The sequence below is a fragment of the Flavobacterium magnesitis genome (assembly GCF_041729735.1).
In the GTDB taxonomy this organism is placed as follows: Bacteria; Bacteroidota; Bacteroidia; order Flavobacteriales; family Flavobacteriaceae; genus Flavobacterium; species Flavobacterium magnesitis.
The window spans coordinates 418,763-443,663 of the sequence record NZ_JBCFQK010000001.1 but is presented as its reverse complement, the minus strand read 5'-3'; the positions used below and the strand labels follow the sequence as shown (position 1 = coordinate 443,663).

Genomic DNA, 24,901 nt, shown 5'->3' with positions numbered 1-24,901 from the left:
AATCGAAATATAAAACCTCAAAATAGCATTTGCCTATTTTGAGGTTTTTTTATGTTTAAAATTTCAGCCTATTCCTTTAAAATAGCAACCGCTTTAGGTAATAATCTTTCAGTAAAAAGCGTATAAGCATTTTGCGAAGGATGCAATCCATCATTAGCAACTAAATTAGGTGTGTTTAATCCTTGACGGGTAATATCAGTGATGTTAATGAAAAGTATTGAATTGATTTCGCAATACGATTTTGCAAACGCATTATAACGATCAATTTCAGTTGAGATGGAAGTTGGATTTCCAAAACTTTGTCCAAAAGGAGTATAAGCATAATCCGGTATAGAAACTACAATCAATTTGGCTTTATCGCCTTTGGCAAGGCTAATGGCTTTGGTTACTAATTCAGGAAATTCTTTTTCGTATACACTAAAATTGATTCCTTGATATTGATTATTTACTCCAATTAATAAGGTAACCAAATCATAGTTATTATTTGGTTTTTGTTGCTCAATAGCATTAATTAAATTAGTTGTTGTCCAGCCTGTTCGGGCAATTATTTCAAGAGAAAAATTGTTTTGAAGATTTATGTTTTTTAAAGACTGTTTGAGTTGTTCAGGAAATCTGCAAGTCTCACAAACACTTTGACCAATGGTGTAACTATCGCCCAGAGCCAAGTAATTTATAGTTTCAGATCGTGTTGGGAGTTGTAGCGAGGAATCGGTAATTGGTGGTGGAGGTGTAATAGATTCTATATTGGGATTTTCGCTGCTACAACTTGTGGTTATTGCAAAAGTAAAAAACGCAACTACTACTTTTAATGTCGTTCTCATGGATATGAAATTGAGTTATAATAGTAGTTACGTTTTTTCTATAATCTTGGATTATTTTTTAAACCATTTCCACTTTCATGGTAATAATTTCCTCGATAGCATTCCATAGTTCGATTCTTTTTTCTAAAGCAATAATAGATACTTCCTCTACTTCTTTCCACTTTTGAGCCTCTTCTCCGCAAAGTTCAGTAATCATTTGCATCGCCATTGGACCGTGCTCATCAGCATCTAATTCAATGTGTCTTTCGAAATAATAAATCAATTTACTTAAATCAGTTTCTGGAAATTGTTCTTGAAAATTGTTCAAAATAGCATGAAACATACTCGGGATTAAATCTTCTCTGCCAAAGGTAAATGCTGCAGCAATTTCATGCGGTTTTCCTTCCTCAATAACTCGAAAAGTAAAATCTAAAAAAGCTTTAATATTCGGGTGTAAATCACTCGTTTTAATAGCAACAAATATGTTTTGCAAAGATTGAACCTCAGATAAAAAACTATTGATTTTACTAACATCAGCTCCGCAAGCTTCCATAGCTTCCAGATACATTTCAAAATGACTTTGACGTTTTCCATCAAGAGTCAAATCAGTTTCTTCGGCTAGAACAATTTCGTTAATTAAATATCGGGTTTCTGGGTTTTGGGTAGCAAACCACGGAGTGGTAGTACAGGTTAACCTGGATTGCAATGCTTTTAATAAAGACATAAAATCCCAAACGGCATACACATGACTTTCTAAAAAAGTATGTAAGTCTTCAATAGTTTTTACCTTGTTATAAAGCGGATGCTGTAATAGAACGCTTTTTTGGGTTTCGATGCTGTTGTTGATATGCTGAATGTTCATTGTCTATAATTTTGTGTAAAGATAAAAAAGCTAGCACTTTTGAGTAGTGTTTTCTATCGATTTTATCAATACTTTAATAAATGTTTATTTTCTAAAAATCCTGTAATTCTATTTACGAATTTATCCAAATTAAGGTTTTTACTTGGAGTACTAAAGAAGTCTATTTTATATAATAATTTTCTCCATTAATTTTTCCGGATGTGCCAATGAATTAAAACCGAATTTTTGATATAAAAAATGCGCATCGGTTGTGGCTAATCTCCAAATTTTAATCTGTTTTAGTTGTGGTTCGTTCATCATGGCATTAATCAGAATAGAAGAATAGCTATTTCCTCTGTGTTTTTCGTCAATAAAAACATCCATCATATACGCAAAAACTACATAGTCAGTAATAACACGTGCAAAACCGATTTGCTTGCCATCAAGATAAATTCCAAAACAAAAAGAATGTTCAATTGTTATTTGCACTTCTTCTATTGTACGACCCGCTGCCCAATAAATATCCTTTAGAAAATTATGAATAAACGGAACATCAAGTTTGTTTTTGTCAGTTGATATAGTAATCATTTGATAGTTGATTATTAAAATTTTTAAATCTGTAATCTGCAATCAAAAATCTGCAATCTTAAATAGTATGGGTTTACTGGGACTCGCATCGTTTTCAAAAGAGGCAATTTGTAAATTCAAAAAATAACTTCCGTCTAAAATGGCATCAGCCACAAAAATCATTTCGGTAATCGTACAATTCAATCGTGCGTCAGCATTCAAATTAGTCACATCTTTTACATTCCAGAATGCTTTGTGAGCCAATAATTTTCCTTCGTCATGCTCTTTGTCTACGCTTGGTAAATCAATTAGTAAATGCTGAATTCCGTTTTCGCGAATGAAAATCGCCGCTTCTTCAGACAAATAAGGCGGATTCGTATTCGAATAATTTTGATGTTTTTTGTTTGCCAAATTTGGAAGCGTTCTAATAATTAAAGCTTCTGGAGTTTTTCCGTTTAAAAGTGGCTCAAGCTGGTTTTTAGTAATTACAGCATTTTCTCCTTGAATTTCTGGTTCAATAGAAATCAATTCAGCTAAAAAGAAAAACTGCTTCAAGCATTGATTGATGCTGTAAAATTCTTTGGTGATATGCCCCAGACATTCCGTGTGCGTGCCATGTCCATGCGGATTAAACTGGATATTATTAAAATTTGTTGAAGCTCCTTCTTTTACACTTCCTGTCCAATCGCCAAAAACAACGGGTTTTATTTCAGGCTTCTCAATATACCACGCAATCGGATTTTCCTCAGTGTTCGATAAAGGGATAGAAATATCAATGGGTTTTGATAAATCGATTTCGAAGTTGTTGATTTTTGCTAACACAAATTAGGTTTTTATGCCGCAAAGACGCTAAGTCGCAAAGTTTCATAATTTGCTTTCTTTGTGCCTTCATGGCTAATTTCATTCTTCCAAATTTAGATAAAATAAGTCTGATGCAATTCCATCAGTCAAAAACTTTCCTTTTTTAGTTGGTTTTAAGATGTTGTTTTCAATAAAAAGCAAATCGTCGGTTAAGAATTTCTGTGCTTGTTTTGATAAATAATCCAAATAATCTTGTCCAAATTCGTTTTGAATTCTGTCTAAAGAAACACCCCAAATGGTTCGTAGACCTGTCATAATATATTCGTTGTAGCGATCAGTAACGGAAAGAATTTCGGTTTCATTCGGAAGTTTGTTGTCGGCAATGGATTTCAAATAAAGAGCATTATTGGCTACATTCCAACTTCTGGAAATGCCATCATAACTGTGTGCTGAAGGACCAATTCCAATGTATTTTTTACCCAGCCAATAAGCCGAATTGTTTTTAGAAAAATAATCAGGTTTGCCAAAATTCGATAATTCATAATGAACAAATCCGTTGGCTTCTAGTGTTTTGACCAGAATCATAAAATGTGCTGAAGCTACTTCGTCTTTTGGTTCTGCAATTTTTCCTGTTTGAATCAATTTATTCAAAGCTGTTTTAGGTTCTACCGTCAAAGCATAACTCGAAATATGCGGGATTCCAAAACTCAAAGCGGTTTCAATATTTTGTTTCCATTTTTGGTCACTCATTCCCGGAACTCCATAGATCAAATCCAACGAAATGTTATCAAAATATTTTGTGGCAATTTCCAAACATTTTTTGGCTTCCGCAGAATTATGCGCACGATTCATCAACTTTAAATCATCTTCAAAAAAAGATTGTATTCCGATAGATAGACGGTTGATTCCTATTTTTGAAAGTTCAATCAAATAGTCTTCCGACAAATCATCAGGATTGGCTTCTAAAGTAATTTCAGGCTTTTCGATTACTTTATAATTGTTATAAATCGTATCAATCTGCAATCTCAAATCTGCAATTTGCAATCTACTTGGTGTTCCTCCTCCAAAATAAATGGTCTCAATTTGGTTGTCACTTCGAGCGGAGTCGAGAAGCTCAAACTCATTTTTTCGAAGAGAAATTTCTTTAATCAAAGCCAAAACCATTTCATCCTTCTTTTTCATCGAAGTCGAAAAATGAAAGTCGCAGTAATTACACGCTTGTTTACAGAATGGTATGTGGATGTAGATTCCTGACATTACTTCTTAACTCTTTCTTCATTCTGTTTCACAAAAGCATCCCAACCTGAATAATTTTTGCCCGCTACCACTTTTCCTGAGTTGAAAAAATGACAAACTGCAGCAGCCAAACCATCGGTGGAATCGAGATTTTTAGGAAGTTCTTTCAGTCCTAAAAGCTGTTGCAACATTTTAGCAACCTGTTCTTTACTGGCGTTTCCGTTTCCGGTAATCGCCATTTTTATTTTCTTAGGTTCATATTCTGTAATCGGGATATCTCTGGAAAGCCCGGCTGCCATAGCCACACCTTGTGCACGACCTAGCTTTAGCATCGATTGAACATTTTTACCAAAAAAAGGAGCTTCAATGGCAATTTCGTCTGGATGATGAGTATCAATTAATTCAATGGTACGCTCAAAAATGAGTCTTAGTTTTTGGTAGTGATTATCGTATTTAGACAATTGCAATTCGTTAAGCTGAACAAATTCCATTTTTTTATTGATAACACGTATCAAACCAAAACCCATTATGGTTGTTCCTGGGTCAATACCTAATATGATGCGTTCTTTTGTCATTGTTTTGTCTCGCTAAGCTGCACGAAGTTGGCACAGAGATGCACGAAGTTTTTTTGTTATTGTAAAAAATTAAAATTCTTAGCGAAACTCTGTGAGTCTTTGCGTTTCTTTGCGCAATAGTTCTTCGTTATGATTTCAATTCCTCACAAAACTAAGCAATTCCTTGTACTTCTAATCAAAATTTTGATTGTAGCTGGCGCCTTTTATTTTATTTACAATCAGCTAGCGAATAACGATCAACTGGATTGGCAAAAATTCATTGTTTTGTTCCAGAAAAATCAGTCGGTTTTAGGGATTAGTTTTATTTTGTTGCTGAGTGTTTTAAACCGTTATTTCGAAATTTTGAAATGGCAAAATCTAGCGCAATACATTCGCAAAATCTCAGTTGCCGAATCGACTAAACAGGTACTTGCCGCTTTAACTGCAGGATTGTTTACGCCAAATGGTGTAGGCGAATATGCTGGAAAAGCGCTGTTTTTCAATAAATCAGAAGCTAAAAAAGTAGTTTTTTTGAACCTGATTTGCAACGGAATCCAAATGGTTTTAACGGTTGTTTTTGGAATATTTGGGTTGTTGTATTTCAACACACTTTATGATGTGATTACTCCAAACGCAGTTCTGATGCTGCTTGGAATTTGTTTTTTGCTTTTTGGAATTTTGTTCTTTTCGAAAAAAATAAATATAAAAGGTTATTCAATAGAAAAATTGATTCATAAGATTAATGAAATTCCAAAGCGTATTCACCAACGAAATATCTTGCTTGGAATTTCTCGTTATTTGGTTTTTTCGCATCAATATTATTTTTTGTTTTTGGCTTTTGATGTGCATTTACCATACTTGATTCTCATTGCAACCATAGCTAGCGTTTACTTTTTGGCGTCTTCGTTGCCTACTTTTCAGTTTTTGGATTTTGCTGTAAAAGGCAGTGTTGCTATTTATTTCTTTGGGATTTTAGGTGTCAACGAATGGATTGTCGTTTTTATCTCCACTTTGATGTGGTTTCTTAATGTGGTAATTCCAGTGGTTATCGGTAGCTATTATGTATTGAATTTCAAGACTAAAAACATCGCATAATGCTTTTTTTAGTCTTCATATTGTCCATTTATTTTGTAGCTATTTTGTTTTTAATTTATGGTTTTACAAAAGTAAAAAGCTATGATGCTATTGGCTTAAAGCCAAAAACTACGTTTACAATTGTAGTTCCTTTTCGAAATGAAGCCGAGAATTTACCAGTGCTTTTAGAAAGTATTTCGAAAATAAACTATCCAATGGATTTGTTTGAAGTGATTTTAGTGGATGATGAATCAACAGATAAATTCCAAAACATAAATTCTAAATTCCAAATATCAGTAATTGATAATATTAGAATTTCAAATTCACCAAAAAAAGATGCTATTACAACCGCTATTCCTTTCGTGAAAACGAATTGGATTATTACTACTGATGCTGATTGCGTAGTTCCTGAGAATTGGCTTTTAAGTTTAGATAATTACATTCAAACGCATCAAGTTGCTATGATTGCTGGAGCGGTGACTTATAATTGTAACAATTCCTTTTTACATCATTTTCAACAATTGGATTTGGCAAGTTTGCAAGGAGCAACTATTGGGAGTTTTGGACTCCAAAAGGCTTTTATGTGTAATGGTGCGAATTTCGCTTACACTAAATCATTATTTGAAGCTCTCAATGGTTTTGAAGGAAATGATACTATTGCCAGCGGTGATGATGTTTTTTTGTTGCAAAAAGCCATTCAATCCCGAAGTTTCGGGACCGAAAGGGTACATTATTTAAAATCTAGAAATACTATTGTTACCACAAAACCTTTAGATAGTTGGAAATCCTTATTTTACCAAAGAGTACGTTGGGCATCAAAAACGGGTTCTTATCAAAGTAATTTTGGAAAATTATTAGGATTGCTAGTTTTTGCGGGGAATATTAGTTTGTGGTTTGTAGTTTGTGGTTTATTGTTTGGGAAAGAAAACTTTTTTCTATTATGTATTTTGTTGTTGATAAAATTTATTATTGATAGCATTTTGATTTATAAGACTAATCGATTTTTAACAAAAAACAAAATACGCTATTTGGTTTTTAGTAGCTTATTGTATCCTTTTTTTAGTGTAAGTGTGGCTTTGTATTCGTTGTTTGGAAAATACGAATGGAAGGGGAGGCAATTTTAAATCTTTTTTTGATTTCTAAAAATTAAACCCGCTAATGTAGCTGCTATTATTATTGATGAAATAGTGCTTACAATTATGTTTCCTATTTTGTTGAATTCAGTTCCAAAATAGAAGCGCATTAAAATAACTATTGTTGAAAATACTAATACCAAATACCAATAATTGGGATTGATTTTCTTTACGCTCACTTCATTGAAAGGCATTTTGTAGAAATAAATAAAAATGAAGCACATGCCAATTACTGAGCTCAAATGTTGTCCTATTTTGTATAATGGAATGTTGTATATTTTTATGTTTAAAAGAGAAATATTTTCTACCAAATAACCATTCCAGTGTGTCATTGAATCCCAAAATATATGAGAAATTGTACCTATAAAGAATGAAATTAATACAGTGAAGATGTTGTTTTTCAAATATTCAATCCAATTTAATTCTTTTAAATCATTCAGTCTTTTTTGGAAAAAATAAGGAGCATTTTCTATTAAAGGCTTTTTTATAATTTCATGAAATAATATTATTGTTATAAGTCCTAACGGAAAATCAATCAAAAATATTCCTAAAAAAGTATGACCAATTTCACTTTGAATTTTCATTCGAAAAAAATACTCTAAATCTGGAGACATTGCTCCAACGATTAAAGCAGTTGCCGATACATTTTTGTTTTTTAAGAAAGGCAGAATGATTGCTGGATGTGATAAAGTAAAAGGCATTTACTCTATTTTTATAATTACAGGCAATATAAATTGTGTTTTTACAGGAATCCCTTGTTTGAGAGCTGGATTTACTTTTGGGAAATCAACTAATCTTGCGTGTAGGATACTGTCTATTTTAATTGTGTCATAAGCAACAGAATCTTTGGGAAACTGCGGTTCAAATTTCATTTTTGAATTTGGAAAAACTGTTACTTTTACCTCGATTGTATCAAGTTCCGGATATAAAACAGAAAGAGTATCTACTTGTAATTTTTCCTGTATAAGCTGGGTTAAAAGGTTGAAAAAACATTGTTGACGCTCTGTTTTATCGTCTAATTTGTCGCAATCTACAAACGAAGGATATTCGTCGACCTCTTTCCAGTTAATGGCTTTCAATTCCTTTTGCAATAATTCTTTCTCTGACGGCACTTGTTTTTCGAAGTATTGACAGGAAGTGAATAGAATGAAAAGTAATAAAAAGTAATAGTGCTTCAAGGTTCTGTTTTTGAATTCGACCAATATTTTATAAAAATACAATTATTTTTTTGAGATGCTTTGGAAAATAAATAATCTTCCTAACTTTCTGTAAATTATTTTTTCAAAATTAATAAAAATTAATTTATGGATATTCTACTTCTGGTACTTGGTTTAGCGTGTATGTTTATTGGAATTCTAGGTAGTTTTTTACCAGTGTTGCCTGGTATTAGTTTGTGCTGGTTAGGGATAGTTATGCTTTATTTTACAAGTGTAATTCCGGTCAATTATTGGCTTTTAGGAATAACATTGTTAGTGGTTATTGTTTTTTCTATTGCCAATTATATTTTGCCAGCCAAAGGAACTCAGCGATTTGGTGGCAGTAAAGCTGGGATTTGGGGAACAAATATTGGACTTGTTATTGGCTTATTAGCTCCAATTCCTTTCGGTTTTATAATTGGTCCGTTTGTAGGTGCATTAGTTGGTGAATTGTTTTTCGATACTAAAAATGTTGAGCAAGCATTAAAAGCGGCTACTGGATCGGTTTTAGGGATTTTAGCTTCTAGTTTTATTCAATTTATGCTTTGTGTGATTTACTTTGGAATATTTATTTCCATTGTTTGGGAATACAGAGCACTTCTGTTTTGATTAGAATAAATTTATCATAAAAACTTTTGAACCTGATCCCTAAAAACACACTCTCTAATTGTTTTTTTTTACCGCAGAGAGCGCAAAGGTTTTCATTTAAGAATGCTCCTAAAAGCACAAAGTTCGCAAAGCTAAGTCAATAGAAAGCTTTGCGAACTTTGTCTTTTTATAAAAACTAAGGGTAAAAAACTTAGCGCTCTCTGCGGTAATTTTTTTCTAACTCCACAACTTTTAGTATTGATCCGTGATTTTATAATTTCAGTTAATTGATTAGAAATTGTTTAAAATAAAAAAGCCTTTCCGTTAAGAAAGGCTTCTTGCAAATTTGTCTCGTTTTTGAAACGAGAGGACTCGAACCCGTCTCGTCCGAAAGACGAGATGACAGGGGTGTATTCTAAGCTTGTATTAATTTTTGGATTGATGTTCTATTTAATTTTTTTAGTCGCTTTTCTTCAATTAAAGCGGATTGTTTAGTTTCAAACTCTTTTGTATAGACTAATTTCCAATCTATAGCTCTAGATGTAAACTCACTTTTGCCTAGCAAATGCGATTCTAGTCTTCCTTCAACATTGGAAGTAAAGCCTTTGTAATAAACATCAAGACTTGCGGAGTATAAAATATAAACATAAAACATAATGCAATATAATAAAAAAAAAGCCTTTCAGTTAAGAAAGGCTTCTTGCAAATTTGTCTCGTTCTTAAAACGAGAGGACTTGAATCCGGTCTTGTTTCAAAGATGAGATTATAGGGGGTATAATCCAGCTAATTGAATTGGAAATCGTTTAAAATAAAAAAGCCTTTCCGTTAAGAAAGGCTTCTTGCAAATTTGCGGTCTGGACGGGACTCGAACCCGCGACCCCATGCGTGACAGGCATGTATTCTAACCAACTGAACTACCAAACCTCTGCTTTATTGCGAGTGCAAATATACGATATAATTTTCTTTAAAAACAAGTGCAAATAAAAAGTATTTAGTTTAAAGTTTACTTCTATGAAAATTGAATTAAAATGTGACTCGAATCCGTCTCGTTCCAAAGACGAGATAACAGGTATTTATTCTAAGAAATGAAGCTGTCGAACTTCTGCTTTATTGTGAACTACAAAATGGTCAATGTGATTTTTTTTTAACAAGAAGAATTTAAAAAAGTATTTTTATAATAAAACGTCTTTAAATCAAAAAAGCCATTCACATTTAAGTGAAAAGCTTTTCATTGGTCTAACTACTAAACCGAGATCAGCTAACTAGGCTGATCTAACAACACAACTAGCTTTAGATACCGTATAGTGGAAAAAAAAGCCTTTCTGTTACGAAAGGCTTTCCCAATATTAGCGGTCTGGACGGGACTCGAACCCGCGACCCCATGCGTGACAGGCATGTATTCTAACCAACTGAACTACCAAACCTCTGCTTTATTGCGGTGGCAAAGATACAATAGATTTCTGTTTACACAAGTGTTTTTGCTAAAAATAACAATATTTTTTTTGATGTATTATCCAAAGTTTTGTTTTTCAGTTAAATAGGTGAGGATGATTTTTCCAAAATCTTCTCTTACGTTTACAGGAACATACTTGATTTTATTTTGAGCACAACTTAAAGCCAGTTTTTTAAAGTATATTGCTACTTGTTTTTCATATTCTTCCTTTACATTCTCGGCAAAAACTGAGATTTCTTCCGCGGTTTCTATGTCAATAAATTTTCGGGGTGCATTGTCAAAATCAAAATTGAATTCGGTTTTTCCATCAAAAACATGAAATAAAACTACTTTGTGTTTGTTGTGTTTTAGATGTTGCAAGGCGTTCAATAATTGTTCTTCATCTCCAGTTTGAAACATATCGGTAAACAAAATAATCATCGAACGACGGTGAATTTTCTCGGCTATTTGATGTAAAAAAGTAATAGTATCGGTGCTTTTCTTAACTACAGGTTCTTTTAATAGATTTTCAAGAGTATTTAATACCATTCTGTGATGTCTGTCACTGCCTTTTTCGGGAGCGTAGTATTCATAAGTGTCCGAAAACACACTTAGTCCCACAGCATCTCTTTGCTTCTTTAAAAGATTCATTAAAACAGCCGAAGCTAGAACCGAGAATCCTATCTTGTTTTCGTAGAAATTTTGATTTCCTTTTAGTTTAGGAAAATGCATTGACGAAGAATTATCAATAATAATATGACAACGCAGATTGGTTTCTTCCTCAAATTGTTTGGTATACAACCGATCCGTTTTGGCAAAGAGTTTCCAGTCGATGTGCTTGGTGCTTTCGCCTACATTATACACTTTATGTTCGGCAAATTCTGCCGAAAATCCGTGAAACGGACTTTTGTGCATGCCCGAAATAAAGCCTTCAACAACTTGGTTAGCCAACAATTCCAGATGTTGAAAACTCGATATCTTGTCTATTTGCGATTCTATCTTCATCTCTCAAATGTATTAAAAGATTGCAGAATCTAAATCGAGAAACCGAAATAAATTTGGTTTAAACCACAAAAAAAAGGCTTGACTTTCGTCAAACCTTTTTCTCATATAAATCATAATCTTACGATTACAACAAAGCGTCTAAACTATCTGCGTAAGTTTGTTTCGGAGCAACTCCTACTTGTTTTCCTACGACTTCTCCGTTATGAAAAACCAATACTGTAGGTATGTTTCTCACTCCGTATTTTGCAGCAAATTCCTGGTTTGCATCCACATCAACTTTTCCTACAACAACTTTTCCGTCGTATTCTGTACTCAATTCGTCAATGATTGGTCCAACCATTCTACATGGTCCACACCAAGCTGCCCAAAAATCTACCATTACTGGTTTGTCTGATTTCAATACTATTTCTTCAAAAGTAGCGTCTGTTATTGCTAATGCCATATCTTTTTTATTTAAAGTTTATAAATTTAGAGTCTTTAATTCCTTAAACACTATGCAAATTTAGAAATTAAAAACCAACAAAACACCATTCTAAAATTAGTTTTGGCTATTAATGTATTGTTAATTATTATCAGTAGCTATTCCTGCTGTCCGCTATATCTTTTATCCTGTACTTGTTTCAGGATCCTGAAACAAGTACAGGATAAAAGGATGCCGCTTCCATCAGGGCTAGTGGTTTAATAGTTAAATTTAAACAAATCATTCCATAGAATTAAGTTTTAAAGGAACCTTTCTGCCATCCAAAGCAAGTGTGTATCTTAACATTTTCTCTCCTTGATGATTTTCAATTCCTTTGAAAATTAATTCCCCCGATTCAATAAGCGGTTCGATTATCTCATATTTCCTAAAAGTATCATCATATAAAAAACGAGCTTTACTCGGGATAAACCATACAGAATGTCTATACGAAGAAGGTTTTTGAAGTATGTCTTTCAATGATAATTCTTCTTTAATTGAAGATATTATCTTTTCTTGTGCCTTTTTTACATCCATAATCATAAATATTATTGTAATTTTTTTATTAAAGAGTTATAATTAATTCAACTTAAAATTCACTTGCATTTTCTCTAATTCCTGTAGTAATTCATTCGAAATCTTAATTTTTAACCTTCTGCTTGCCATACTCAGTTTAGTTACCACTTTTACTTCTTCTACCTCAGTAACCTGAACCGCTTTGTTTTCTGATATTTCCGAAGCTTCCAGATCTTCATTTTCATCTTCAAAAACTACTTCTTCATTTTCTTCAAGAACAGCGGTTGTTTCTATTAGTTTCTTGATTTTTTCTATTTCCATCACTTCAAAAGTTACTTGATTATCTCCTTTATTTTCGTTAAAAAGATGGCTCAGCTTATGAATAAATTCTGGCTGTAAATCTTTTATGTTCAACAATACAATCAGTCTTTTTGCCATTGCTTCTAAAACATCCTGCAATTGTTTCAGTTCTATAAATTGCATTCTCGGATCTCCTTTTTTTCCAGTATCCTGATTCATCCAGCCTTCTTTTACGGTTATTTTCATAAAAGTAAAATTGTTTTGTATCAGGAAATGACGGAATTTTAGATATTCTTCTCCAAAAATTCGAAACTCAAAACTTTCATCATAACCTTCAAGCGAAAACATTGCCCATCCTTTACCATTCTTAGCCACACGATGTTGTACGTTATTGATAATTCCGCCAAAAGTCAATGTTTTGCCCACATAAGCTTCTAAGGTTTTTAGCGCTTCCAGCTTCGCATTACAGAAATATTTCATTTCAAATCTAAAATCATCCAGCGGATGACCCGAAATATAAATTCCAACCACTTCTTTTTCTTTGGCTAACTTTTCCATCGTACTCCAGTCTTCACAAGGCGGAACGACAGGCTCGGCAATTTGCACTTCGCTGGCTTCGCCAAACAAACTCACCTGAGAGGAATTTTCATTTTCCTGGAATTTCGAACCATAACGAATGGCTTTTTCATAAAAAGTAATTCCATCGCCTTCATCATGAAAATATTGTGCTCTTGTTGTTCCTTCAAAAGCATCAAAACCACCAGCCAAAGCTAGGTTTTCAATTGCTTTTTTGTTGGCTGCTCGCAAGTCAATTCGCTTAGCCAAATCAAAAATCGATTTGTATTTTCCGTTTTTTCTATTTTCAACAATGGTTGCCACCGCTCCAGAACCTACACCTTTAATGGCGCCCATTCCAAAACGTACCGCATACTCATCGTTTACCGTAAATTTGTAAAAAGATTCATTTACACAAGGTCCTAAAACCTGTAATCCCATTCGTTTGCATTCTTCCATAAAGAACGAAACTTGCTTGATATCGTTCATGTTATTCGAAAGTACCGCTGCCATATATTCTGCTGGATAATGGGCTTTCAAATAAGCAGTTTGGTAGGCAATCCAGGCGTAGCATGTAGAGTGTGATTTGTTAAAGGCATAACTTGCAAAGGCTTCCCAGTCTTTCCAGATTTTCTCCAGAATTTTTGCATCATGTCCTTTTGCCGAAGCTTGTTCGACAAATTTAGGTTTCATTTTATCCAGTACGTCCTTTTGTTTCTTACCCATCGCCTTACGTAAAACGTCGGCTTCACCTTTAGTAAATCCGGCTAACGATTGGGACAAAAGCATTACCTGCTCTTGGTAAACCGTAATTCCGTAAGTTTCTCCTAAATATTCTTCACAAGCGTCTAAGTCGTATTTGATTTCCTCTTCGCCGTTTTTTCTTCGAACGAAAGAAGGAATGTATTCCAAAGGTCCCGGACGGTACAAGGCATTCATGGCAATTAAATCTCCAAAAACCGTTGGCTTCAGATCCTTCATGTATTTTTGCATTCCGGGCGACTCATATTGGAATATCCCTACTGTTTCTCCACGTTGGAACAGTTCATAGGTCTTAACATCATCAATTGGGAAAGTATCCGGATCGAGGTCAATGTTGTTACGGTATTTGACTAACTTAACAGTGTCTTTTATCAAAGTAAGGGTCTTTAGACCCAAGAAATCCATTTTAAGCAATCCGGCACTTTCGGCAACGGAGTTGTCAAACTGAGTCACATATAAATCAGAATCTTTGGCGGTAGTTACCGGAACATAATTGGTAATATCCGAAGGCGTAATGATTACTCCACAGGCGTGAATTCCTGTGTTTCGCATCGAACCTTCCAGAATTTTTGCCTGCTGAATAGTTTCTCCAGCCAAATCACTTTCATTGGCAATGGCGATTAATTGTTTTACAAGTTCAAATTCATCAGGACCTTTTAATGCTTTTTTAACCTCATCTTCTGATTCTGAAAGGAAACGCGCCAAGTTCCATTTACCAGGCATCATTGCCGGAATCAATTTCGCAATTCTATCGGCTTCAAAAAGTGGCAAATCCAGTACACGTGCTGTATCACGAATCGCCGATTTGGTTGCCATTTTACCATAGGTGATAATTTGCGCCACCTGATTGGCTCCGTATTTTTTGATTACATAATCCATCACTCGACCACGACCTTCATCGTCAAAATCGATATCAATATCGGGCATGGACACACGATCAGGATTCAGGAAACGCTCAAAAAGTAAATCGTATTTAATAGGATCAATATTTGTAATTCCGAGACAATAAGCAACCGCAGAACCCGCTGCTGAACCACGACCCGGTCCAACTGAAACATCCATTTTTCGGGCTTCGGCAATGAAATCCTGTACAATCAGGAAATAACCTGGATAACCGGAATTGGAAATCGTCAATAATTCAAAATCCAAACGTTCCTGAATGGATGCTGTAATTTCGCCATATCTTTTAGCTGCACCTACCATAGTTAAGTGCCTCAAATAAGCATTTTCACCTCGAACGCCTCCATCGGCGGCATCTTCGGCAACAACAAATTCTTCTGGAATATCATATTTTGGAAGTAAAACGTCTCGGTAAAGCGAGTAAATTTCGACCTTATCTATAATTTCCTGAATATTGATAATGGCTTCGGGTAAATCAGAAAAGAGTTTTTTCATCTCTTCTTCCGACTTGTAATAATATTCCTGATTAGGCAATCCGTAGCGGTAGCCGCGACCCCGCCCAATAGGCGTTGCTTGTTTTTCGCCGTCTTTTACACACAATAAAATATCATGCGCATTCGCATCTTCCTTGTTTACGTAATACGTATTGTTAGTTGCAATTAATTTAACCTGATGTTTTTGTGCAAACTCAATCAGGGTTTTGTTTACCCTGTTTTCGTCTTCCTGATTGTGGCGCATGATTTCGAGATAAAAATCATCTTGAAATTGTTCTTTCCACCAAATCAAGGCTTCTTCCGCTTGGTTCTCACCAACATTTAGGATTTTACTCGGAATTTCTCCGTATAAATTCCCGGACAGAACCATGATGTCTTCTTTGTATTTTTCGACGATGTTTTTGTCAATTCTGGGCACATAATAAAAACCACTCACATAAGCAATCGAAGCCATTTTGGCCAAATTATGATAACCATTTTTGTTTTTTGCCAATAAAACGACTTGGTAGCCATTGTCTTTTTTGGTTTTATCCAAATGGTTTTCGCAAATGTTAAACTCGCAACCTACAATGGGTTTTATTTCAGTTTCTGTTGGTTCTTCGCCACTTTCCACTAAGGCTTTGTTTTTAGCAGAAGCCCCTTTGTTGTGATTCATTACTGCGCTCACAAAATGAAATGCTCCCATCATATTTCCGGTGTCAGTCATTGCAACTGCTGGAAATTTATTTTTAGCGGTAGTTGCAACAAGTGGTCCAATTCCAATGGTGGATTGTAAAACCGAAAATTGCGTATGATTGTGTAAATGCGCAAACTTCGCCGCCGAAAAATCTTCTTTATCGGCAGCTGAAATCGTAGTTTGTGAAACGTTTGGCTCCGTTTTTTGAAGTTGCTGACGGATTTTATCCGAAGCCGCTTTTAAATTGATATGTTTTAATCCGATAAGCTGAATTTCTCTCGGATTTTTGTTTTGAAAATCTTGAAAATAAGAAGCAGGAACATCCAGTTCTTCTTTGGTAAAAACTTCTTTTCTGATTAATTCCAGAAAACAACGTGTAGTTGCCTCCACATCGGCAGTTGCATTGTGCGCTTCTGCAAATGGAACATTGAATAAATATTCGTGTAATTCAGTTAACGTAGGTAGCTTGAATTTCCCACCACGACCACCGGGTAATTTTAATAATGAAGCGGTAACTTCAGTACAGGTATCTAAAACTGGCATCGAAGCCATTGGCGAGTCAACTCCCATTCGATACAATTCGGAGCCCATAATGTTGACATCAAAACCTAAGTTTTGACCCACAATAAATTTGGCTTTGCCTAATGCAATATTGAATTTTTCTAAAACTTCACTCAAAGGGATTCCTTCGGCTTGTGCTAATTCGGTTGAAATTCCGTGAATACGCTCGGCATCATACGGAATATTAAATCCATCGGGTTGTACCAAATAATCCTGATGCTCGATGAGATTTCCCATATCATCATGCAACTGCCAGGCGATTTGGATACATCGCGGCCAGTTATCAGAATCAGTTATTGGAGCATTCCAATTTTTTGGCAATCCAGTTGTTTCGGTATCGAATATTAAGTACATAGCTGTAAATGAAGGAATTGAAATTTTGTGAAATCAAAAAATCTGAATTCCAAATTTAGCTATTTTTTAGAGTAAAATAAAGGGAAGTTATGAACAAAAAAACTCTTTTATGGAGATTAAAAAAGAAAGAAAAAAACAGCTTTATGTTTTTTTGTGTACGTTTTTAATAACAACAGAAAGTTACTCAACTAATTTGTTGAATTTTTCTATCATGGCGTTGCCTTTTTGTATGTTTCCTGTCTTTTTTAGTGCTTCGCCAAAACGATAATAATAAATAGGATCCAATTCACTATTCATTGCAAAGAGTTCTTCGTACCATTTTACGGCTTTTTCCATCTGATTTTTAAAGAAATACTGATTTGCCATTTCTTTAAACATATATACAGATTTGTATCCTTTTTGAGCTACTCGTTCGTAAACATCAGTAACATTTATGGATATGTAATTTGGTTTTTCTTTTATTGGTTCCATTGTAATTACAACAGCTGGTCCTTCCTTTATTGGATTATTAGTTGGTAGCGCTAATGGAGTTTTTTTGGTTTTTGGATTTTCGGCAATTTTGATGTTTTTATTTTCGGTTTTTGCTGCAACAAGAGTTTTTAGTTTTGGCGCTTTTTCAGATTTTATATCTAAGTTATCAATTCTTGAAATGTTGTCTTTATTAGGGTAATTAATAGTTTTTTCTTGTTTGTTTAAATTATTTATAGCTAATAAAAAACTGTCTTTTTTAGGGCTTTTAGAAACCCTAGTATTATCGTTTTTGCTTTTTATTTCAACAAGATTAGCGGGTTTTTTATTTCTTACTGCAGTTTTATTTATACTATTGGTTTCGGGAATATAGCTCTTGGTTTTGTAATTCTCTTCCTTTTTTTGTGAGGTTAAATTGTCTATGGCTATAGCTAATGCAACTTTTTCCATTTTTGGATTATCAGGAATCACGATGTTAGAATTTTCTATTTTAATTTCTACAAGATTTGTTGGGTCTTGATTTTTTTCTGAATCTTTTTTTAAGTTTTGGGTTTCTACGTAGTAACTTTTTGTTTTATAATTTTTATCCTTATAAATAGGAGTAATAATTCTAATATTATCAGGTCCTAAATTCACTTTGCTAATAAGATTTAAGTTTGAGACTGTGTAGCGGGTAGTAGTTCCTCCAAAAGTCATCTTGACAATTTCTTCTACCTTATAGTATAAAACATTCTTAGTTTCTATAGTGCTATAGTTTTTGTTCGCTTGAGCGTGCCCATAGTAAGGATATAGAGTGCTTAAGGTTATTAGTACTATGAGGATATAGTTTTTCATGATTATCTGGAAGTATTTCAAAGTGTATAATAAAGTACTCTTTGAAAATTATTAATTTTTAAGGTTGCTACTGTAAAATTATAGAAAGCAACAATGTTGTTTATAAAGTTAATTTATAATCTGGGGCGATAAAAATGAAACTATTTAAAGTACAAAGATATGCCACTTCTAAAACAAATGAAAGCAAAATGAAGTTTAATCTGAATGTTCTTGGAGTCATGGAACACTCATTGAGTTAGGAAGATAAACCTATTAATTAGCTATTTTTTTTAGAAAACACATTAAAAAATAGCCGTTCAATTGAACTTTCTTATTTTTTGGTTGTCGTAATATTATATCAAAATAATCTCCTTGTGAAAAGCAAATACATCTTGTTTTTTTTGAAAATAAAAAATACTTTTAGAAAGGGCTTCTATAATAAAACCTTATTGATTTTTTTGTTTTTAACCACACATTTAACGATTTGTTAAACAAAATAGCGTAATTCACTCAAAACTCGTGAAAATTCATAAAATACAAAACAGTTTTTGTGTTGTTACAAAAATAACTTTATGAATATAAATTAAAATAAAAAAACTAACTCTCTAAAACACAAGCAAGCAAAACAAAAGCTGACAATCCAATTAATATAGTTTGGGTATCGTATATAATCGATAATATTAATTGAATACATGATTTCATTTTTATACTTTTGCGTCCTTGTTATCACTTTGTTAAAAAACAGGGTAGTACAAAACACAGAAATACACTAAAAAAAATTAAAAAATGAGCAAGACATTATTTGACAAAGTATGGGATTCGCATGTTGTGCGTAAAATTGAAGACGGACCAGATGTGTTTTTTATTGATCGTCATTTTATTCATGAAGTTACAAGTCCAGTAGCTTTCTTGGGTTTGAAATCAAGAGGCGTATCAGTATTATATCCTGAACGTACATTCGCAACTGCCGATCACAATACACCTACTATTAACCAACACTTGCCTGTTGAAGACGCATTATCTGCTAATCAATTACAAGCGTTAGAAGATAACTCAGCAGAATACGGGATTTCTCACTGGGGATTAGGTCATCAAAAAAATGGAATTGTACACGTAGTAGGACCTGAAAACGGAATTACTTTGCCAGGTGCTACAATTGTATGTGGAGATTCACATACTTCTACTCATGGTGCTTTTGGTGCTATTGCTTTCGGAATTGGTACTTCTGAAGTAGAAATGGTTCTTTCTACTCAATGTATCATGCAGCCGAAGCCTAAAAAAATGCGTATTAACGTAAACGGAAAATTAAGTAAAGGTGTTGGACCAAAAGATGTTGCGCTTTATATTATTGCTCAATTAACTACTTCTGGAGGAACAGGTTATTTTGCTGAGTACGCAGGGAATGTTTTCGAAGAAATGACAATGGAAGGTCGTATGACTGTTTGTAACTTAAGTATCGAAATGGGTGCTCGTGGAGGTATGATTGCTCCGGATCAAAAAACATTTGATTATTTAGAAGGTAGATTACATGCTCCAAAAGGAGAAGCTTGGACAAAAGCAGTAGCATACTGGAAAACTTTAAAAACAGACGAAGGTGCTAAATTTGATGCTGAATTAAACATCAATGCCGAAGATATTGAACCAATGATTACTTATGGTACTAATCCAGGTATGGGAATTGGTATTTCTAAACATATCCCAGCAGCTAACCAAGTTGAAGGTGGTGAAGAAACTTATAAAAAATCATTAGCTTACATGGGCTTTGAAGAAGATGATGTAATGATTGGTAAGCCAATTGATTATGTTTTCTTAGGAAGTTGTACTAATGGTCGTATAGAAGATTTTAGAGCTTTTACAGAAATCGTAAAAGGTCGTAAAAAAGCAGATAACGTAACTGCTTGGTTAGTTCCAGGTTCTCACGTTGTAGAAGCACAAATCAAAGAAGAAGGTTTATTAGATATTCTTACTGAAGCTGGTTTTGTATTGCGTCAGCCAGGTTGTTCAGCATGTTTGGCTATGAACGATGACAAAGTTCCTGCTGGAAAATATGCAGTAAGTACTTCTAACAGAAACTTCGAAGGTCGTCAAGGTCCAGGTTCAAGAACATTGTTAGCTTCTCCAATTATGGCAGCAGCAGCAGCGGTTACTGGAAAATTAACTGATCCAAGAGATTTGTTGTAGTTGAATGTCAATTTCAATAACAATTTCAAAAAAGAATTAAAAAATAAAAAAAGATTTTAACCATTTATGATTTGTTTCCCTCAAAGGAAAATCTAAAATCAGAAATCGTTAATCAAAAATCAAAAATCAAATGGCATACGATAAATTTAATATACTTACCAGTAGTGCAGTGCCACTACCGATAGAAAACGTAGATACTGATCAAATTATCCCAGCTCGTTTCTTGAAAGCTACAAAACGTGAAGGTTTTGGAGATAACCTTTTTAGAGACTGGAGATACAATGGAGATGATACTCCAAAAGCGGATTTCGTATTAAACAACCCAACTTACAGCGGAAAAATCCTTGTAGGTGGGAAAAACTTTGGTTCTGGTTCTTCTCGTGAGCACGCTGCTTGGGCAGTTTACGATTACGGATTCCGTGCTGTAGTTTCTTCTTTCTTTGCAGATATCTTCAAAGGAAACTGTTTGAATATTGGAGTTTTACCGGTACAGGTTTCTGCTGAGTTTTCAGATAAGATATTTGCTGCAATCGAAGCGAATCCTAAAACAGAATTAGAAATCAATTTACCAGAGCAAACAATTACATTGAAAGCTACAGGTGAAAAAGAATCTTTTGATATCAACGGATACAAAAAGAACAATATGATTAATGGTTTTGATGATATCGACTATTTGCAAAACATCAAAGAAGAAATTGTAAGTTTTGCTGAGAAGCTTCCTTACTAAATAAAATTATCATATATAAATGCAGCTGCTAAACATAATTCTTACGGAATTCTTTAGCAGCTGCTTTTAGCGTTTATAAATTACACAATATAATGGTTTCAAAATCATGAAATCAGAACTTTTTTTAGCATCAAATTTATAATGGGAAAAAGAAAAATTGAAATAATGGACACGACACTTCGTGATGGTGAACAAACCTCAGGAGTATCATTTTCTGCTGCAGAAAAACTAACCATTGCCCAATTATTGTTAGAAGAGTTGCATGTAGATCGTATCGAAATAGCTTCGGCTCGCGTAAGCGAAGGAGAATTTGAAGGTGTAAAAGGAATTATGACTTGGGCAGAAACCAAAGGATATGCTAATAAAATTGAAGTACTAACTTTTGTAGATAAAGGACTTTCCATCGAATGGATGAAAAAATCAGGTGCAAAAGTTCAAAATCTTTTGACTAAAGGTTCTTTAAACCATTTGACGCATCAACTAAAAAAAGCACCAGAACAACATTTTGCTGAAATTGCCGAAAGTATCGCTTTGGCTAATGAAAACGGAATTGATACCAATGTTTATCTAGAAGACTGGAGTAATGGAATGCGTAATTCATCTGAATATGTGTATCAATATTTAGATTTTATTAGTACGCAACCCGTAAAAAGAATTTTGCTTCCTGATACTTTAGGAGTGCTTATTCCTTCAGAAACTTTTCAGTTTATCTCAGAAATTACTAAAAAATACCCGAATATTCACTTTGATTTCCATGCGCACAACGATTACGATTTAAGCGTTGCTAATGTCATGGAAGCATTAAAAGCAGGAATTAATGGACTGCACGTTACAGTAAACGGAATGGGAGAACGTGCTGGAAATGCACCTCTAGCCAGTACAATTGCTGTAATTAATGATTTTATGCCTGAAATTGAAATTGGTGTAAAAGAAACTTCCTTATATTCTGTTAGTAAATTAGTCGAAACTTTTACAGGATATAGAATTCCGGCTAATAAACCAATTGTAGGTGATAATGTTTTTACTCAAACAGCTGGAATCCATGCTGATGGAGACAATAAAAACAATCTGTATTTTAATGATTTACTTCCGGAGCGTTTTGGAAGAAAAAGAAAGTACGCTCTAGGAAAAACTTCTGGAAAAGCTAATATTGAAAAAAATCTTCAAGAATTAGGTTTACAATTAAATCAGGAAGATTTAAAATTGGTTACCCAAAGAATTATCGAATTGGGAGACAAAAAAGAAACCGTTACTAAGGAAGATTTGCCTTATATCATTTCTGATGTTTTAGACAGTCATACTTATGAGGAAAAAATTACCGTAGAATCGTATTTGTTATCTCATGCCAAAGGAATGCGTCCATCAACCACTATTTGTTTGAAAATTGATGGACAAATTATTGAGGAACACGCTCAGGGCGACGGTCAATTTGATGCTTTTATGAATGCTTTGACAAAAATTTATAAGACTAAAAAAATGACTTTGCCTAAGCTTACCGATTACGCAGTAAGAATCCCGCCTGGAAGTAGTTCGGATGCTTTATGTGAAACTATTATTACCTGGGTAAATGACGGAAAAGAATTCAAAACTAGAGGTTTAGATTCTGACCAGACTGTAGCAGCAATTATTGCTACTCAAAAAATGCTCAACGTAGTTTAATTAGAAAATAATAAATTAATATAAATATAAAATAATGAAATTAAATATCGCACTTTTAGCAGGGGACGGAATCGGACCAGAAGTTATTGATCAAGCAGTAAAAGTATCAGATGCAATTGCACAAAAATTTGGACATGAAATTACTTGGAAACCAGCTTTAACTGGAGCTGCTGCGATTGATGCAGTAGGGGAACCTTATCCTGATGAGACGCATGAAATTTGTAAAAATGCAGATGCAGTTTTATTTGGAGCTATTGGTCACCCTAAATATGATAACGATCCTTCTGCACCTGTAAGACCAGAGCAAGGTTTGTTAAAAATGCGTAAAGCATTAGGTTTGTTTGCAAACGTTAGACCAACGTTTACATTCCCATCTTTATTAGATAAATCTCCATTAAAAAGAGAAAGAATTGAAGGAACTGACTTAGTTTTCTTAAGAGAATTAACTGGTGGTATTTACTTTGGTGAAAAAGGAAGAAGAGACAACGGAGATACTGCTTTTGACAACTGCGTTTACACAAGAGCTGAAGTGCAACGTTTAGCTAAAAAAGGATTTGAATTAGCAATGACTCGTTCTAAAAAATTATGTTGTGTGGATAAAGCTAACGTAATGGAAACATCTCGTTTGTGGAGAGAAACAGTTCAGGCAATGGAAAAAGATTATCCAGAAGTTACTGTAAGTTACGAATTTGTTGATGCTGTAGCGATGCGTTTGGTACAATGGCCAAATTCTTATGACGTATTAATTACTGAAAACTTATTTGGAGATATCTTAACAGATGAAGCTTCTGTAATCTCAGGATCAATGGGATTAATGCCATCTGCATCTATGGGAGCTGAGGTTTCCTTGTTTGAGCCTATTCACGGTTCATACCCACAAGCAACTGGTTTAAATATTGCTAACCCAATGGCTACTGTTTTATCTGCTGCTATGATGTTTGAAAACTTCGGATTAATGGAAGAAGGAAAAGCAATGAGAGACGCTGTAAACAAAGCTTTAGAAGCTGGAATTGTTACAGAAGATTTAGCTGATGGAGGAAAAGCTTATGGTACTAAAGAAGTAGGAGATTGGTTAGCTGCTAATATCTAAAAATAAATTCGCTTTCAGTTCCCTCTCCTTTGGAGAGGGCGGAGGGTGAGGAAAATAAAAAAGGGGACAATGTAAATTGTCCCCTTTTTCTATATAAAGAAAAAATATTAATATCCTCCTCTGTTTCCACCACCACGGTTATCTCCACCACGGCTGTTTCCGTAACCTCCGCGAGAATCACCTCCACGGTTGTTGTTAAAACTTCTTCTTTCGCCTTCTGGTTTTGGCTCAGATTTATTAACAACAATTGCACGTCCTTGAACAGTAGCTCCGTTCAATTCATCAATTGCTTTTTGAGCTTCAGCATCAACTGGCATCTCAACAAAACCGAATCCTTTACTTCTTCCAGTAAATTTATCAGTAATAATTTTAACAGAATCAACTGCTCCGTAAGCCTCAAAAGACTCTCTTAAATCTGCTTCCTCAATACTAAATGGAAGGCTTCCAACAAAAATATTCATATATACTTATTTATAATAATGACACAAATGTAGTCTTATTTTTTTATAACACACTATAAATAAGCTTATTTATATTTTTATTTAGAAGCGAGCATAAAATAGTTGAATAAAAAAATCAAAATAAAGAGAAAACGGCTAAAACAAATTCATTTGTTACTAATTAATAATAACGGGAATTTTATAAAAAACACCGCTTTGAAAGTTCAAAGTAGGTCCGGCTAAAGGGTCGTCAAAAGTGTTTTCTATGTTAAATTTAAAAGTTCCCGAAATGGTCTTTTCTACTTGATTGTATTCGGTAATTTCAATTTCGCCATTACCTACACCAAAACCTGAAGAAAATCTAACGCTTTCTTTAGTTGTAGGATCTGTATAAACATAAGTTGCCGTATTAAAAGGATTGGTACCAATAAAATAAGTCCCCGTGGCTGCTGAATTTGTTTTTAACGTAATAATCTCTGTTGAAGTGTAAGCTTCAATGATCAATATTCCTCCTGAATTAACCGTTGCAGTCGTTTGAACCGCTCTCCAAAAAACATTGTCTTTCATTCCTTGAAAAGAAGGATTGTTGAACCTCACGTCTTCTTCACAGGAAAACAATGAAAAAAGTAGCGTTAAAAACAAAAAAAGCTTTTTCATAAATTAAAAAATTTACAAACAAAAATAGACTATTAATGCTAAATTAACTTGGTTGACAAGAAAA

23 protein-coding genes and 2 tRNA genes are annotated in these 24,901 nt (G+C 33.9%); 7 read left to right on the top strand and 18 right to left on the bottom strand.

Going from position 1 to position 24,901, the window contains the following annotated elements; all coding sequences use genetic code 11:
• Positions 1 to 68 precede the first annotated feature (68 nt).
• The 6 genes from AAGV33_RS01850 to ruvC all read right to left on the bottom strand — a co-directional run bounded on the left by AAGV33_RS01850 (position 69) and on the right by ruvC (position 4,820).
• Positions 69 to 821: an SGNH/GDSL hydrolase family protein gene (locus AAGV33_RS01850; RefSeq protein ID WP_373390200.1), complete on the bottom strand. Its 753-nt coding sequence runs from the start codon at positions 819 to 821 to the stop codon at positions 69 to 71.
• A 58-nt stretch (positions 822 to 879) separates the two neighbouring features.
• Complete coding sequence (locus AAGV33_RS01845; RefSeq protein WP_373390199.1) at positions 880 to 1,662, bottom strand: DUF3050 domain-containing protein; 783 nt, start codon at positions 1,660 to 1,662, stop codon at positions 880 to 882.
• Between the two features lie 165 nt (positions 1,663 to 1,827).
• A complete protein-coding gene (locus AAGV33_RS01840; protein WP_373390198.1) occupies positions 1,828 to 2,229 on the bottom strand; it encodes a GNAT family N-acetyltransferase in 402 nt (133 codons plus the stop codon).
• 42 nt (positions 2,230 to 2,271) lie between these two features.
• Positions 2,272 to 3,030, bottom strand: coding sequence for a cyclase family protein (locus tag AAGV33_RS01835; protein WP_373390196.1), 759 nt, complete (start codon positions 3,028 to 3,030; stop codon positions 2,272 to 2,274).
• 78 nt (positions 3,031 to 3,108) lie between these two features.
• A complete protein-coding gene (gene hemW, locus AAGV33_RS01830) occupies positions 3,109 to 4,266 on the bottom strand; it encodes a radical SAM family heme chaperone HemW (protein WP_373390195.1) in 1,158 nt (385 codons plus the stop codon).
• Complete coding sequence (gene ruvC / locus AAGV33_RS01825; RefSeq protein ID WP_373390194.1) at positions 4,266 to 4,820, bottom strand: crossover junction endodeoxyribonuclease RuvC; 555 nt, start codon at positions 4,818 to 4,820, stop codon at positions 4,266 to 4,268. The genes hemW and ruvC overlap by 1 nt, the downstream gene beginning before the upstream one ends.
• A gap of 129 nt (positions 4,821 to 4,949) precedes the next feature.
• On the opposite strand from ruvC, the gene AAGV33_RS01820 reads away from it, so the two are divergent.
• Together AAGV33_RS01820 and AAGV33_RS01815 are read left to right on the top strand one after the other, a co-directional pair.
• Positions 4,950 to 5,894: a hypothetical protein gene (locus tag AAGV33_RS01820; RefSeq protein ID WP_373390193.1), complete on the top strand. Its 945-nt coding sequence runs from the start codon at positions 4,950 to 4,952 to the stop codon at positions 5,892 to 5,894.
• Positions 5,894 to 6,997 carry a glycosyltransferase family 2 protein gene (locus tag AAGV33_RS01815; protein ID WP_373390192.1) on the top strand — a complete coding sequence of 368 codons (1,104 nt, stop codon included), beginning with the start codon at positions 5,894 to 5,896 and terminating at the stop codon, positions 6,995 to 6,997. Before AAGV33_RS01820 ends, AAGV33_RS01815 begins: the two co-directional genes overlap by 1 nt.
• On the opposite strand, the gene AAGV33_RS01810 is transcribed toward AAGV33_RS01815, so the two are convergent.
• Together AAGV33_RS01810 and AAGV33_RS01805 are read right to left on the bottom strand one after the other, a co-directional pair.
• Positions 6,994 to 7,707, bottom strand: coding sequence for a DUF4184 family protein (locus AAGV33_RS01810; RefSeq protein ID WP_373390191.1), 714 nt, complete (start codon positions 7,705 to 7,707; stop codon positions 6,994 to 6,996). The two genes, AAGV33_RS01815 and AAGV33_RS01810, sit on opposite strands and share 4 nt — an antisense overlap.
• Positions 7,708 to 8,184, bottom strand: a complete 477-nt coding sequence (locus AAGV33_RS01805; protein WP_373390190.1) for a hypothetical protein — start codon at positions 8,182 to 8,184, stop codon at positions 7,708 to 7,710. It lies immediately after the preceding gene.
• Between the two features lie 126 nt (positions 8,185 to 8,310).
• Here AAGV33_RS01805 and AAGV33_RS01800 point away from each other — a divergent pair, with 126 nt between their 5' ends.
• A complete protein-coding gene (locus AAGV33_RS01800; RefSeq protein ID WP_373390189.1) occupies positions 8,311 to 8,811 on the top strand; it encodes a DUF456 domain-containing protein in 501 nt (166 codons plus the stop codon).
• A gap of 394 nt (positions 8,812 to 9,205) precedes the next feature.
• Here AAGV33_RS01800 and AAGV33_RS01795 read toward each other — a convergent pair whose 3' ends face one another.
• The 8 genes from AAGV33_RS01795 to AAGV33_RS01760 form a co-directional block, all read right to left on the bottom strand.
• Entirely contained in the window at positions 9,206 to 9,445 is a 240-nt protein-coding gene (locus AAGV33_RS01795; RefSeq protein ID WP_373390188.1) for a GIY-YIG nuclease family protein, read from the bottom strand.
• 195 nt (positions 9,446 to 9,640) lie between these two features.
• Positions 9,641 to 9,714 (bottom strand) — tRNA-Asp (locus AAGV33_RS01790).
• 426 nt (positions 9,715 to 10,140) lie between these two features.
• A tRNA-Asp gene (locus tag AAGV33_RS01785) sits at positions 10,141 to 10,214 on the bottom strand.
• Between the two features lie 86 nt (positions 10,215 to 10,300).
• A complete protein-coding gene (locus tag AAGV33_RS01780) occupies positions 10,301 to 11,227 on the bottom strand; it encodes a DUF58 domain-containing protein (RefSeq protein WP_373390187.1) in 927 nt (308 codons plus the stop codon).
• A 124-nt stretch (positions 11,228 to 11,351) separates the two neighbouring features.
• Positions 11,352 to 11,669, bottom strand: a complete 318-nt coding sequence (gene trxA / locus AAGV33_RS01775; protein WP_373390186.1) for a thioredoxin — start codon at positions 11,667 to 11,669, stop codon at positions 11,352 to 11,354.
• 258 nt (positions 11,670 to 11,927) lie between these two features.
• The gene (locus tag AAGV33_RS01770; protein WP_373390185.1) at positions 11,928 to 12,227 is read right to left on the bottom strand and encodes a hypothetical protein; all 300 of its coding nucleotides are present in this window, start codon (positions 12,225 to 12,227) and stop codon (positions 11,928 to 11,930) included.
• Positions 12,228 to 12,263: 36 nt separating this feature from the next.
• On the bottom strand, positions 12,264 to 16,802 hold the full coding sequence (gene dnaE / locus AAGV33_RS01765) for a DNA polymerase III subunit alpha (protein WP_373390184.1): 4,539 nt from the start codon (positions 16,800 to 16,802) through the stop codon (positions 12,264 to 12,266).
• 180 nt (positions 16,803 to 16,982) lie between these two features.
• The gene (locus AAGV33_RS01760; RefSeq protein ID WP_373390183.1) at positions 16,983 to 18,104 is read right to left on the bottom strand and encodes a tetratricopeptide repeat protein; all 1,122 of its coding nucleotides are present in this window, start codon (positions 18,102 to 18,104) and stop codon (positions 16,983 to 16,985) included.
• 765 nt (positions 18,105 to 18,869) lie between these two features.
• Between AAGV33_RS01760 and leuC the strand changes: the two genes are divergently transcribed.
• The 4 genes from leuC (at position 18,870) to leuB (ending at position 23,740) form a co-directional block, all read left to right on the top strand.
• Positions 18,870 to 20,264 (top strand): 3-isopropylmalate dehydratase large subunit, encoded by a 1,395-nt coding sequence (gene leuC / locus AAGV33_RS01755; protein WP_373390182.1) that lies wholly within the window; start codon positions 18,870 to 18,872, stop codon positions 20,262 to 20,264.
• 130 nt (positions 20,265 to 20,394) lie between these two features.
• Complete coding sequence (gene leuD / locus AAGV33_RS01750; protein WP_373390181.1) at positions 20,395 to 20,991, top strand: 3-isopropylmalate dehydratase small subunit; 597 nt, start codon at positions 20,395 to 20,397, stop codon at positions 20,989 to 20,991.
• A 141-nt stretch (positions 20,992 to 21,132) separates the two neighbouring features.
• Complete coding sequence (locus AAGV33_RS01745; protein WP_373390180.1) at positions 21,133 to 22,650, top strand: alpha-isopropylmalate synthase regulatory domain-containing protein; 1,518 nt, start codon at positions 21,133 to 21,135, stop codon at positions 22,648 to 22,650.
• 34 nt (positions 22,651 to 22,684) lie between these two features.
• Entirely contained in the window at positions 22,685 to 23,740 is a 1,056-nt protein-coding gene (gene leuB, locus AAGV33_RS01740; RefSeq protein WP_373390179.1) for a 3-isopropylmalate dehydrogenase, read from the top strand.
• 107 nt (positions 23,741 to 23,847) lie between these two features.
• Here the strand turns inward: leuB and AAGV33_RS01735 are convergent, their stop codons facing one another.
• Together AAGV33_RS01735 and AAGV33_RS01730 are read right to left on the bottom strand one after the other, a co-directional pair.
• Positions 23,848 to 24,201, bottom strand: a complete 354-nt coding sequence (locus AAGV33_RS01735; protein ID WP_373390178.1) for an RNA recognition motif domain-containing protein — start codon at positions 24,199 to 24,201, stop codon at positions 23,848 to 23,850.
• Positions 24,202 to 24,357: 156 nt separating this feature from the next.
• Positions 24,358 to 24,837, bottom strand: coding sequence for a DUF6252 domain-containing protein (locus tag AAGV33_RS01730; RefSeq protein WP_373390177.1), 480 nt, complete (start codon positions 24,835 to 24,837; stop codon positions 24,358 to 24,360).
• Positions 24,838 to 24,901 lie beyond the last annotated feature (64 nt).